The organism is Chryseobacterium sp. CH25 (assembly GCF_004119455.1).
Lineage (GTDB): Bacteria > Bacteroidota > Bacteroidia > Flavobacteriales > Weeksellaceae > Chryseobacterium.
Genome location: NZ_NRQT01000001.1, coordinates 723,351 through 736,162 on the forward strand (window position 1 = coordinate 723,351; position 12,812 = coordinate 736,162).

The following is a 12,812-nucleotide window of genomic DNA, read 5'->3' on the forward strand; positions in this document are numbered from 1 at the left end:
GAAAATCAAACAAATATTGAAATTCAAAATGTTAAGGGTTATCCTTTCACGATTTTATACAAAAAAATAACCTATGAAGAATAAGACAGAAATTGTCAATATTTTCACCAGAAAAGCACTAGGACTTACTTTAGTACTCTCGGCAGCAGCTATGGCTTTTGCCCAGGAGAAGGCTGATGTTTCAGGAACCATTGTCAATAAGAAGAACCAACCGGTACCTTATGCCTCAGTAACTTTCAGCAACAAGGCCAACAAAGCATTAAGCGATGCTGTGCTGACAGATGAAAAGGGACAATATAAACTGCAACTTACTCCCGGAAGCTATGACATTGCTGTAGAAGCTATTGACTACAAAAAAAGCATCATCAATAAAAATATTACCGGAGCCGGTAATATTGGTGCGCTATCTATTGAAGCCTCTGCTACGTCTACATTAGACGGGAAAACCAATGAAATACAAGGGGTTGTTATCACAGCTGCAGCAACCAAAGCTTATAAAGTAGAGCTTGACAAAAAAACATATGATCCTTCACAGGATATTGTAAGTAAAGGAGGAAACCTTCAGGATGTTTTAACCAATGTACCTTCAGTTTCTGTAGATACGGACGGGACAGTTTCTATGAGAGGAAATTCTAATGTAAAGTTTTTGATCAATGGAAAACCATCTTCCCTTCTTGGAATAGATGATGGAGCCAATGCTCTGCAAAGTATCCCGGCTGATCAGATAGAAAGAATTGAGGTAATCACCAACCCTTCTTCCAAATTTGAAGCAAGTGGAACAGCAGGTATTCTGAATATTATTCTTAAAAAAGATAAAAAGATGGGCTTCAACGGTACCGTAACTGGGACGTTAGGTTACCTTCCAAGAACCAATCTTAATGCCAATCTTAACTGGAGAAAAGGTAACTGGACATGGTTCCTGAATGGCGGTGGTGGCTATCAGAAAAACGAAAGCACCATGAAGAATACCACTACGAGAAAAGATGACATCAGCAGTCTGTCTTCTGATGCATTCCCTTTTACACAGTATTCTCAACAAAATGGTAAAACGACGAGAGAAAGTGACACTTACAATGTGACAGCTGGTTTTACACATGATTTCAGCGATAAGACTTCTATCAACTTCTCCGGAATGATCAGAAGTTTTGATACTGACCAAACAGGACTTAATGCTTATAACGAAAGACTCTATACCAGCCCCACTTCTGGTGTAATTAATGTTTTAAGAAATAGAAACAGCTATGGAAACAATAAAAACCTAGCGACTCAGTTTGACTTTGGAATTGATCAGAAAATTGGAGATAACGGACAATTATTATCAGCATCTGCAAGTTACCAGACGAATAAAACAGATGGAACCAACAAAATTGTTCAAAGAACATTCGTTGAAAATATTTTACAGCCAAACGGCGTTGTTAATAATGTAATCACAGATTCTAAAACGGATACATTCATCGGAAAAATAGATTATGAACTTCCCATAGGAGAAAAGTCTAAATTAGAAGCTGGAGCACGTTATGATTATAACAGAAACACCTACGATTATTTTGTAGACCAAAGTGATAACGAGCAGCCTGCATATACAAGGTACGATTTCACAAGTAACACAGTATATTCTGAAAAGATTTTAGGTGTTTATGCACAGTTTAAAAGTAAAATCGGAGAAAAATTTGCTTATCAATTAGGATTAAGAAGTGAAACTTCACAAATTGATGTCAACTTCCAGAATTATGATGTAAATGGAAATCCAGCAAATACTCCGGAAGTTAATAAAAACTATACTAAGTTTTTCCCATCGGTATTTTTAAGCTATGATCTGGCTAAGAACAACCAGATCTTGTTAAATTATTCAAGAAGAATCAACCGCCCGAGAGCTTTTTCTTTGATTCCTTTTATGTCTTTTGATGATGACAGAAACTATTTCAGAGGAAACCCCAACCTAAACCCAACCTACGAAAACTCTTTCGAGCTGGGATATAACCTTTCGAATAAAAAAATTACGTTTAATCCTACTTTATATTTCAGAAAGTCTGAAGACGAGCAAAACAGATATCAGTATATAGATCAGACAGGTGCGGTGAACACCATTCCTTTCAACGTAGGTACAGAAACTAATTACGGTTTGGATCTGAACGGAACTTATGATCCATTCAATTGGTGGAAAATAATGCTTTCTGCCGATCTTTACGGGTATAAAAATACAGGAAGCTATAATCTATTCCCTGATGATCCAAAAACTTTAAATGATTTCTCAGGTACCGGTTTTTCTTACAGACTACGTTTTAACAATACCTTCAAGCCTACAAAGACTCTAAGTTTACAAATTCAAAGTTTCTACAGAGCTGCAGAGAAAACAGCTATGAACAACCGTAAAGCAATGTATGGTATAGATTTAGGAATAAGCCAGACGATCTGGAAAGGAAATGGAATTATTGGATTCAATATCAGAGATATATTTAATACAAGAAAGATGAAAAATTTCTCTGATAACGCTCAATTTACCAGAGAAATGGAGATGCAGTGGCAGCCGAGACAATTCGCACTGTCTTTCACCTACAAATTTAAACAGGGTGAAAAGGTTGATGCCAAACCAAAAATTAAAAAGGATATTAACTCCAATACTAAGGGAGATGACGAACAGGGCGGTGGCCCAATGTAATACAAAAAAAAACCGAAAATTACTTTTCGGTTTTTTTATTTCTTATTTTACACTTTCAGCTCTCTCTTCTTTTTCTTTCTCAGCTTCATAAATTCTTTTCCTTAGGTCGCTGGTAGAAAATCTGTGGTCTCTTTTATTGTAAAAGATCTCAATTCCTTTTTCTTCACAATACTGTTTCCCTGTAAAATCTCTGTCCATATAATCATCACCAATGATTCTTACATCAATTACGAAAGATTTTAAGATATCCAGTAAATCTTCTTCTGTGTAGTAAGGTACAATTTCATCCACAGCATTTACTGCTTTTAGCTGAATATAACGTTCTACAATTGTCTGGCTTGGTCTGTTTTTGTTCGGACGGTCATGAGACGGGTCAATTTGCAGCCCAACAATCAGATAATCGCACACTGTTTTTGCTTCTTCAAGCATTTTGATATGCCCTGCGTGTAATAAATCAAATGAGGAAAATGTAATACCTATTCTTTGTGTCTTCATATTAATATTAGAATTAAAACTTCGCTGAAATAAATGTTCTTTTAAACGGATAAAATACTGGTGATTCAGGGAAGGTGTTTTGTAATTGTTGTTTATAATTGTTTTTAAATTCTTCTTTCATTTCATCAGGAAGCTTTTCTATATAAGGAAGCATTGCTGTTCCTGAAGCCCAGGTAAACACAGCATCTGCATCTTCAAGAACATGAGGAAATACTTTCTCAAATACAGTAATTTCTCTTCCTTTATTCTCAAATAATATCCGGGCGTAGTCTTCAATTGTTAAAACTGTATACTCTCTTTCCCAGCTATTATAGGCACTTTTAAAAGGTTCTGTGCCTGCAACCTTTCTGAGTAACTGATGCACCACATATTCATGATTAGAAGGGATCTGAACGGCCAATTGCCCACCTTCCTTAATCTTACTGATAATTCTTGGAAAAAGCTCTTTATGGTGGCTACACCATTGGATCGCTGCATTGGAAATAATTAAATCATAAGTATCTCCCAAATGAAGCTGCTCTTCAACACTTCTTTTTTCAAAAGTCAATCTACTTGTTTCGAATTGAACTGCTTTTTCAAGCATTTCTTCAGAAGAATCTATTCCTAAAACTTTTGAATCTTCCAAGTAATCCAAAAGTTTTGAAGTAAGTTCTCCTGTTCCACATCCTAAATCTATAACAGATATTCCCGTTCTTGATTCTACAAGATTTAACAAGTCAAAGAAAGGAGCTGAACGCTCTTGTTTAAATTGGTCGTATACTTCAGGATTCCAAGCCATAATGATTGAATTTATGAGTTTAGTTTCTTGTGTTGAGATATTTCTGCCATTCCCAAACTGTTCTTAAAGACTCTTCTAAAGAGGTCTCGGACTTCCAGTTCAGTTCTTTTTCGGCTTTAGAAGGATTAGCATAGGCAATTGTGATATCCCCTTCTCTTCTGTCACAAATCTGATAAGGAACCTCTACTCCATTTGCACTTTCAAAAGCCTTTATGACTTCCAGAACAGATGATCCTTTCCCTGTTCCAAGATTATAAGTATCAATAACGGTTTCGCTGGATGGATCTTCTATCAGTTTCTTTAGGGCCGCAACATGAGCTTTAGCCAGATCTACAATATAGATATAATCACGAACAGCAGTTCCATCTTCTGTCTGATAATCATCACCCCAAACACTTAATTTCTCACGAATTCCTGCAGCAGTCTGCATTACGTAAGGGACCAAATTATTAGGAATTCCTATAGGTAATTCTCCTAGTTTTGCAGATGGATGTGCCCCAATCGGATTAAAATATCTTAAGAGTGAAATTTTTCTTTTGTATGCCTTAGCAAAGTCAATAAGGATCTCCTCACCCATTTGTTTCGTCTTTCCATAAACGCTTTCAGGCATTTTTAAAGGTGTATTTTCATCAATAGGCATTACCTCTGCCTGCCCGTATACAGTGCATGATGAACTGAAAATAAAGTTTGAGATTTCTCTTTCTTTAAACTCCTGTAGAATATTGATAAGAGAGAATAAATTATTTTCGTAATAGTCTACAGGTTTTACCTGGCTCTCTCCTACAGCTTTAAAAGCGGCAAAATTAATACAGCCATCAATGGTATGAGCATCAAAAACCTGATTAAGAAGTTCTTTTCGCTTTAGATCAAAAGGATAAAACACAGGTTTCTTACCTGTAATCTCCTCTATATTCTTTAAAATAAACCTCTCTGAATTGGACAAATCATCCACAATAACAACTTCAAAGCCATTATTAAGCAGTTCTACAACGGTGTGGGAACCAATATATCCAAGTCCTCCGGTAACAAGTATTGCCATTTTAATCTTCGTGTTTTCCTATATTTTCTATTTCATTTTTTTCTATTTCTCTATGGTTTAAATAAAAAATATAGAAAAGAATAAAACAGATAACTAATGTATTAAAAATAATTACAAAGTTGTAATATGAATTGTTAATGTAACTTTTAATTAAGGTATAATTAGCAAAACAAACTAAAATAAGGACTACTGCTGCAAAAAAATTGAGAATAATCTTTGTATATTTTAATTTGCAAAAAATGATTATCCCAGCAATTAAATTTACAATTATGTAAAGAGAGTATTTCAGTATATTTTCAGAAATACTCTCTTTATAATATTTAGCGTCATCTAAGGAATTATAGGACATCACAGTATTCATTAAATAAAGTGAATACAATCCCACTATAAAAAGATGAAATCTTAAAAATAATTTATATTTTTTACCTTTAAGAAAAAACTCCTTCATTCTTTTTTACCCCATAAACTCAAGTACAGCATCCGTAATATACTTCAACTGTTCTTCATCTAATTCTGTGTGCATCGGTAAAGAGATTACCTGATCCAAAAGCTTATCTGTATTCACAAAATCAGCTGCATTGCTCTCCTGGAAATACGCTTTTTGCTTTCTTAATGCAACCGGATAGTAAATCATTGCCGGAATTTCCTTTTCTGTAAGGAACTTCTGCAGTTCATTTCTCTTACCGTTCAAAATTCTCAGTGTATACTGGTGGAATACGTGAGTAGAGCTCTCAGATCTCTGTGGAGTTAAAATATTTTCGTGCCCGGCAAATGCCTCATCATAATAATCAGCGGCTTTTCTTCTTGCTTCATTGTATGAATCTAGGTGTGGTAATTTTTTTCTTAACACCGCAGCCTGAATACTGTCTAAACGAGAATTTACTCCCACCTCATCATGGTAATATCTTTCATACATTCCATGGTTTACAATTCCTCTTAAACGGTGAGCAAGATCATCATTATTGGTAAAAATAGCTCCTCCGTCTCCATAACATCCAAGGTTTTTGGAAGGGAAGAAAGAAGTAGTTCCTACTGTTGCCATTGTTCCGGCGTATTTTGAGCTTCCGTCAGAGAATGTGTATTCTGCACCAATTGCCTGTGCATTATCTTCAATTACATATAAATTGTGCTCTTCAGCAATTTTCAGAATTTCTTCCATGTTTGCACACTGCCCGAATATATGTACAGGAATAATAGCCTTTGTTTTTGGCGTAATAGCTTTTCTTAAAGCTTCTGTAGAAATTGTAAACGTATCATAATCAACATCTACCAAAACAGACTTTAATTTAAGCAGATGAATCACTTCTACTGTTGCAGCAAAAGTAAAATCAGCCGTAATGATTTCGTCTCCCTCCTTCAAATCCAACGCCATAAGAGCAATCTGTAATGCATCAGTTCCATTAGCACACGGAATAACATGTTTTACATCTAAATAAGACTCCAATTCATTCTGGAAAGACTTTACTTCAGGACCGTTGATAAAAGCCGCGGAATCCATTACATTTAAAACTGCATTGTCTACATCATTCTTTATTTTGTAATACTGACTTTGCAAGTCAACCATCTGAATTTTTTCATAAATAAATTATTTCTGTAAAATAAGGATTTTAAAATCCTATCAAAAATTTTATTGATTTTGTTTTTATCTTTATACAAAAATTTATATGAAAAAATTTTACTGTTTTGTTTCCTAGCAGGTTACTCCTACTCTTCAGCACAAACTCAGCTTGTTTTTGTATTTTTTAAGGATAAGCCTAATAAAGCGGCATTTTTTGCCAATCCTCTTTCTGAGCTTAGCCAAAAATCACTTAACAGACGTACAACATTAGGCATACCGCTTAATGATCAGGACGCTCCTATAGAGCAATCTTACATTCAAAACCTTCAGAATCTGGGATTTACTGTTACGGACTATTCTAAATGGCTTAATGGAGCTGCTGTAAATGCAACTCCGGCTCAAATTACTCTTTTACAAACACAACCTTTTGTTTTGTCTGTAGAGAGTTTTGCCAGAAACGGAGCTCCCACCGTACAGCCAACACCTATCAATAAATGGAAAACACCAACCAATACTCAAAAGATTCTTACCACTTTTGAATATGGTACTGGTACAGAGCAGATAGACCAGAGTAATATAAGACCCCTTCACCTGGCCGGCTATACCGGAACCGGAGTTTCTATTGCGGTTATTGATACCGGATTTCCTACCGTAAATACAGGAGATGCCTTTCTGAGATTGCGAAACAACAATAAAATAAAAGGAGGTTATGACTTTGTCGCCAAATCCGCCGACATCTACAATTCTTCCCTGAATGCACACGGTACTACAGTATTAGGTGTTATGGGCGGTTACCTGGAAAATGTATTTGTAGGATCAGCTCCGGATGCTGATTTTTATCTGTACCGCAGTGAGAATGCAACGATAGAAATTCCTGAAGAAGAACTCTATTGGATTGAAGCAGCTGAAGAAGCAGACAGAAAAGGGGTAGAAATCATTACTACATCGCTTGGATATAATGTTTTTGATAATCCACAATACAATTATACCAATGCTGATCTGAACGGAAGTACCTCTTTTATTGCAAGAGGAGCAGGAATTGCTTCTGAAAAAGGAATTTTTGTCCTTGTAGCTGCAGGAAACTCTGGGAACGTTTCATGGCACTACCTTCTGACTCCTGCAGACAATGCCAAAGTATTTACCATTGGTGCTGTAGATTCTTCAGGAAACTCTTCAGCTTTTTCATCTTACGGACCAAATTCACTTGGAGTTGTTAAACCGGATGGAAGTACAAGAGGAACTGCTACAGCAACGGTTTTAGGAAATAACACCTATTCAACTAACGGAACTTCCCTTGCCACTCCTATTGCATCCGGGGGTGTTGCATGCCTTCTCCAGGCTTTTCCCAGCATGAACAGAGATCAGCTTAAAACAAAACTAAGACAAACAGCTTCATTATATCCTAACCATACGGATCAGATGGGATATGGAATTCTTAATTTCGGAAGCCTGTATAACAGTGTATTAAACACGTCTGAAGTTGTAAAAAAAGAAAAATTCGCTTTGTTCCCGAACCCTGTTAAAAATATTCTGAATATTGCTTCAGAAAACGAGATCAATTCACTGGAAATTTATGATAATCTGGGAAGGCTGATAAGAAAGGAAGTTCATCAGAAATCTGTAAAAGTTGATGATTTTGTAAAAGGAGTATATTACCTTAAAATTCAGACCAAAGACAAGGTCTATTATGAGAAATTTTTAAAGGAATAGACATCACGGTTCCTTTAATCTGATGCACAAGAATAACAAATGCTTTAGATCTCTGACACTTTTATTTGTGACAGATAACAAACTTTACCCGTCAGCCTGAATATACAATACCTCTTTACTGAATTTCAAATAGGTAACAGATAACTTTGTTCCTATTGGATAATGGGAATAATATTCAGGCTTCACTCTTAATCTTATTTTATCAGCCCCTGTTATTCCTGCAAAAGTTAAATATTTTCCGTACTCTGTCTCATCTCGGCCAACAACGATGCTTACTAATTTATTTTTCCCAATCACCTTATCTTTTTTCCAGTTAGCAGCATCATACCATACCACCAATTGAGCAATAAGATAACAAAAACCAAACAATGCAAAACCACCTGCCACGAATAAGAGATAATCATAGTATTTAAATTGGGTCTGACTGTCCCTCATTAGAAAAGCAATAAATCCCATAACCAATACTGTTGCAAAAGCTAAAATAACGGAAATCATTTTTCTAAATCCCTTTAGTTCAGCTTCAATACGCTTTATTTCTTCAGTACTGAACGGGATATTTTCCTGCAATTGTATTTTAAAATCATGAGTCATGGTACTATTTTTTTATGAATAACTGACTCAGATATTCGGATCAATCTGCCTGCGAATATTCTGATAATTCTCTGTGAATAATTCCTGAGAAACTTTCATTTCTAATAGCGATAATATACGGTTAAATTCCTGCTGAAGATAGACCCCTTTTTGAATGTCCAGCTTCCTGTCCAAATAGTATATGGTAGCCGTTGGTGTTTTGAATTTTCCCAATCTGCACATGTCTATTCTGGTAATATCTTCCCAGGTAAAACCATGATGCTTCAGACCGCCAACGAAATGAATACCGGAATCAGAAATAATAAGTTTTAACCGAATATACATCAACATAGAAACAACAATTACAAAAATGAAAGGAATTACAACAAAAATTTCCTGTGGCAAATCCTTCATCATAAGTAAGCTTACTCCCATCAACAGTAATGCTAAACCAAAAACACAGCATATTATTCTCATCCATTGGGGAGCAGAAAAAATTTCTTCAGTCAGTATCTGTTTCATAAATGTAATAATACCATTTTTTTAAAACACAGTCATTTATTTTAATAAGTCTTTACATATATGAAGAAAACAGCCTCTATATTTAGACACCTTAAGTAAAAATGCCTCTCTTGAGAAAGGCATTTTTATATTGAATCAGGCTGAATTTCTACTTGCATTAATGTTTCCAAACAATGATCTGGTAACCAGTTTTTCATAAGCTTCTTTATTCCCCTCACCTTTTTGAATTTTCATCAGTGCATACTGCTGAATGCTTAGTAACGGAAGAACAATTTTCTCACGGATTTTCACAGATTTTCTGGATAGCGGATCTTCTTCCTGAAGCATTTTGAAACCGGTAAGTTCGAGCATGATATCTCTTGAAAGTTCATATTCGCTGAAAAGAACATTCCAGAAGGCCCCGAATTTAGGATTGCTTTTGATATAATACGTCAATGGAAAATATGACTTATTCATACTCATCATTGAGTTCAACACCAATGTTTTAAAGAAGTCTGATCCTTTATACAGTTCTCTTACTTCTTCAAACCTTCCTTGCTCCTTCATCTGCTGCATGGCGTAACCAAAACCGAAAAATCCGGGAACGTTCTGCTTCAGCTGCGACCATGATCCTACAAATGGAATGGCTCTCAGGTCTTCAAACTTCAGTTCACTTCCGTTTCCTCTTTTGGACGGGCGGCTTCCGATATTTGTTTTTCCGTAGTATTCTAGCGTACTCATCTCTTGCAGATAAGGTACAAACATAGGATGTGCCTTCAGATCCGAGTATTTCTTATAACTGATATTCGCCAGCTCAATAATCAGAACTCTTTCTTTTTCTGTAAGATCTTTTTTGGCATTTTTGAATACATCATTTTCAACTCCGGCCGTTAAAAGCTGTTCAAAATTATATTTTGCCTGCTCTTTGTTTCCAAAAATACTGGTAATCGTCTGTCCCTGAATGGTAAGTTCAATTTTATTATTGGCAATTGTTTTTCCCTGAGAAGCGTAGAAATCATGGGTTTTTCCTCCTCCTCTTGCAGGTGGGCCACCTCTTCCGTCAAAAAACACAACTTTGATATTATTCTGTTCTGAAAGCTTTGTAAGAACTTCTTTCGCCTTATAAATCTCCCAGTTGGCTTTTAAATAACCACCATCCTTGGTTCCGTCAGAGAAACCTAACATAATGGTCTGCTGGTTTCCTCTTCTTTCAAGGTGTTTTTTATAGACAGGATTCTGATACAGCTCATTCATCACATGCTCGGCATTATCAAGCCCTTCCATAGTTTCAAAAAGTGGAACGATATCCATATTGATCTCTTCATCTTTATAGCCGCAAACCTTAAAGAATGCATATACATTCATTACATCTTTTACAGCATCAGAATTGGAGATAATATAACGGTTCATTCCTCTCAGACCATTCAAATTCTGAATTTCAGATACCTGAGATACTGTTAATAATGTATCTCTTACAATATCCTCAAAATCATTAGCATTTACCGGTTCTGAAATCTGAATCAGTTTATTGAATTTCTGTTCGTAATCTGCTTCTTCGCTGCCATAGACTTTTGTAAAAACCTCATCAATTACTTTCTGGTGAATTCTGCTGTCCTGACGAACATCCAATGTCGCAAAATGAGTCCCAAAAATCTTCACACGATCTCTGAAGTTTTCCAGAAGGTCTAAAAACAGAGAATTGTGTTCATGAATTAATATTTTTTCTGCCTCATCGGCTTTCTTTAAAATAGCTTCCGCAGTAATTGCTTTGCCATCAAAAATAGCGGCATACAATTCCTCACTCAACGCTGTCAACACTTCTGAAACTCCTCTGAAGCTTAATCTTCTTCGGATGAATTTCAAATGGCTGTAATAAGATTTTAAAATAGCTGAACGAAGTTCTTCTGCTACTCTTTTCGTTACATCTGCCGTTACAAAAGGATTTCCGTCACGATCTCCACCTGGCCAGAAACCAAGCTGAATAATATCTTCATGCAGATGAAAATGTCCGTTTCCAAAAGTCTTTTTGATCTTAGTAAAGAGCTCACCAATCGTATCGTAATACACATATCTCAGATAGGAAATAATACTCAACGCCTCATCAATAGGAGTTGGTTTTTCTTTATTTACAAATGGTGTTTTTCCCAGTTGCTGTAAAAGAGTATCAATCTGCGTCACAGAATCACTGGTAATAGCTCCTCTGAGATCCTGGATAATTCTCTGTACCGAGCTTGGATAAAATTGAGTAGGGTGTGCAGTAAATACAACTTTCACACTGAAATCCTTTAATTTTTCACGTACTTTTTCAATTTTATGATCCTGAAAAGAACGCTCAAAAAGATTGGTAACAGTTCCGCTATCACTTTCGGAATGCAGGTTCGGAAATGCAGCATCTTCAATACTGTCAAATAAAACCACCTGTCTTTCTATATACTGAATGATCTTAAAAAGCAGTTCAAGTTTCTGCTCTTCGGTCTGAAGATCCGTATGGTTTTTAAAGAATTCTTCAACAATTTCTTCGGGGGTTTTACCTGCTTCGTAGCCGGTTCTGCTTTCCTCATAAAGAAAAGGAAGCAACATCCCGATATTAGTCATTTTATCATAGGGCAGGCTCATAAATAATGAATTGTAGATCTGGAATTTATTCTCCACGATCTGCCTGAATTTTTCTGCGCGTTGGTCGTGTCTCATAATAACAAATGTAAGTGATTTTGGAATTAATTAAATTGATAAATGACAAAAAAATAAAACTTTATTGTATGTTAAAAATAAAAAAATGAAGCTGTTTCAAAAGGGTCGTTTTGAAAGTTTAGATATTCTATAAATCATCCTATCTATATCTTCAATGAAACATTTCGTACCTTTGAACTTCGCTTTATTTTTGAATATGGGTTACATCAGAGAATATTACGAACAAATCGTCAAATTGCAGGAGTCTGAATGGGAATTTATCGCCGGATATTTCCGTCGAAAAGTCTATGCTAAAAACGAAATCATTACCCAGCAAGGCGATACAGAAAACTATCTGTCTTTTATAGAATCTGGGCTGGTAAGGTTTTATATTCCTGATGACGAACATGGTTATACTTTCAGCTTCAGTTTTGAAAAGGAATTTACCTGTGCCTATGATTCTTTTCTAACCCAAACACCTTCTGAATATGAAATGCAGGCATTAACAGAAACGGTGGTGTGGCAGATTTCTTACAACGACCTACAGAAAATTTACAGCCAGACGAATGTGGGAAACCATTTGGGACGTTTTGCTTCTGAAAAACTGTTTCTGGCCAAAAGTAAAAGGGAACTTTCTTTATTGAAGCTTACTGCTAAAGAACGTTATTTAAAATTATTTACTGAACAGCCAGAACTATTGCAGCGTGTCCCTCTGAAATATATAGCTTCTTATATAGGAATTACGCCACAGGCTTTAAGCAGAATCCGCAGACAGATTAATTAACATAGGTTCATTGTATATCTATCCTCTTCTGCTGAACTTTGCAGAAAA

10 protein-coding genes are annotated in these 12,812 nt (G+C 35.7%); 3 read left to right on the forward strand and 7 right to left on the reverse strand.

Annotation, left to right across the window (positions count from 1 at the left end):
* The first annotated feature begins 73 nt into the window (after positions 1–73).
* On the forward strand, positions 74–2,659 hold the full coding sequence (locus BOQ64_RS03210) for a TonB-dependent receptor domain-containing protein (RefSeq protein WP_129056085.1): 2,586 nt from the start codon (positions 74–76) through the stop codon (positions 2,657–2,659).
* A 42-nt stretch (positions 2,660–2,701) separates the two neighbouring features.
* On the opposite strand, the gene BOQ64_RS03215 is transcribed toward BOQ64_RS03210, so the two are convergent.
* The 4 genes from BOQ64_RS03215 to BOQ64_RS03230 all read right to left on the reverse strand — a co-directional run bounded on the left by BOQ64_RS03215 (position 2,702) and on the right by BOQ64_RS03230 (position 6,535).
* Positions 2,702–3,154, reverse strand: a complete 453-nt coding sequence (locus BOQ64_RS03215) for an adenylyltransferase/cytidyltransferase family protein (protein ID WP_129056083.1) — start codon at positions 3,152–3,154, stop codon at positions 2,702–2,704.
* Between the two features lie 13 nt (positions 3,155–3,167).
* Complete coding sequence (locus tag BOQ64_RS03220; RefSeq protein WP_129056081.1) at positions 3,168–3,932, reverse strand: methyltransferase domain-containing protein; 765 nt, start codon at positions 3,930–3,932, stop codon at positions 3,168–3,170.
* 19 nt (positions 3,933–3,951) lie between these two features.
* Entirely contained in the window at positions 3,952–4,971 is a 1,020-nt protein-coding gene (gene galE / locus BOQ64_RS03225) for a UDP-glucose 4-epimerase GalE (RefSeq protein WP_129056079.1), read from the reverse strand.
* A gap of 454 nt (positions 4,972–5,425) precedes the next feature.
* Positions 5,426–6,535, reverse strand: coding sequence for a DegT/DnrJ/EryC1/StrS family aminotransferase (locus BOQ64_RS03230; protein ID WP_129059632.1), 1,110 nt, complete (start codon positions 6,533–6,535; stop codon positions 5,426–5,428).
* A gap of 72 nt (positions 6,536–6,607) precedes the next feature.
* Here BOQ64_RS03230 and BOQ64_RS03235 point away from each other — a divergent pair, with 72 nt between their 5' ends.
* Complete coding sequence (locus tag BOQ64_RS03235) at positions 6,608–8,239, forward strand: S8 family peptidase (RefSeq protein WP_129056075.1); 1,632 nt, start codon at positions 6,608–6,610, stop codon at positions 8,237–8,239.
* 84 nt (positions 8,240–8,323) lie between these two features.
* Here BOQ64_RS03235 and BOQ64_RS03240 read toward each other — a convergent pair whose 3' ends face one another.
* From BOQ64_RS03240 to BOQ64_RS03250, 3 genes are all read right to left on the reverse strand, one after another.
* Positions 8,324–8,830: a hypothetical protein gene (locus tag BOQ64_RS03240; protein ID WP_129056073.1), complete on the reverse strand. Its 507-nt coding sequence runs from the start codon at positions 8,828–8,830 to the stop codon at positions 8,324–8,326.
* 27 nt (positions 8,831–8,857) lie between these two features.
* Complete coding sequence (locus BOQ64_RS03245) at positions 8,858–9,331, reverse strand: hypothetical protein (protein ID WP_129056071.1); 474 nt, start codon at positions 9,329–9,331, stop codon at positions 8,858–8,860.
* 135 nt (positions 9,332–9,466) lie between these two features.
* Positions 9,467–12,001, reverse strand: coding sequence for a phosphoenolpyruvate carboxylase (locus tag BOQ64_RS03250; RefSeq protein ID WP_129056070.1), 2,535 nt, complete (start codon positions 11,999–12,001; stop codon positions 9,467–9,469).
* Positions 12,002–12,197: 196 nt separating this feature from the next.
* Between BOQ64_RS03250 and BOQ64_RS03255 the strand changes: the two genes are divergently transcribed.
* A complete protein-coding gene (locus BOQ64_RS03255; RefSeq protein ID WP_129057078.1) occupies positions 12,198–12,764 on the forward strand; it encodes a Crp/Fnr family transcriptional regulator in 567 nt (188 codons plus the stop codon).
* Positions 12,765–12,812 lie beyond the last annotated feature (48 nt).

Excerpts from the sequence above, each read along its gene's own strand:
- BOQ64_RS03210 (WP_129056085.1), top strand. The coding sequence starts at position 74 with ATGAAGAATAAGACAGAAATTGTCAATATTTTCACCAGAAAAGCACTA.
- BOQ64_RS03215 (WP_129056083.1), bottom strand. The coding sequence starts at position 3,154 with ATGAAGACACAAAGAATAGGTATTACATTTTCCTCATTTGATTTATTA.
- BOQ64_RS03220 (WP_129056081.1), bottom strand. The coding sequence starts at position 3,932 with ATGGCTTGGAATCCTGAAGTATACGACCAATTTAAACAAGAGCGTTCA.
- galE (WP_129056079.1), bottom strand. The coding sequence starts at position 4,971 with ATGGCAATACTTGTTACCGGAGGACTTGGATATATTGGTTCCCACACC.
- BOQ64_RS03230 (WP_129059632.1), bottom strand. The coding sequence starts at position 6,535 with ATGGTTGACTTGCAAAGTCAGTATTACAAAATAAAGAATGATGTAGAC.
- BOQ64_RS03240 (WP_129056073.1), bottom strand. The coding sequence starts at position 8,830 with ATGACTCATGATTTTAAAATACAATTGCAGGAAAATATCCCGTTCAGT.
- BOQ64_RS03245 (WP_129056071.1), bottom strand. The coding sequence starts at position 9,331 with ATGAAACAGATACTGACTGAAGAAATTTTTTCTGCTCCCCAATGGATG.
- BOQ64_RS03250 (WP_129056070.1), bottom strand. The coding sequence starts at position 12,001 with ATGAGACACGACCAACGCGCAGAAAAATTCAGGCAGATCGTGGAGAAT.
- BOQ64_RS03255 (WP_129057078.1), top strand. The coding sequence starts at position 12,198 with ATGGGTTACATCAGAGAATATTACGAACAAATCGTCAAATTGCAGGAG.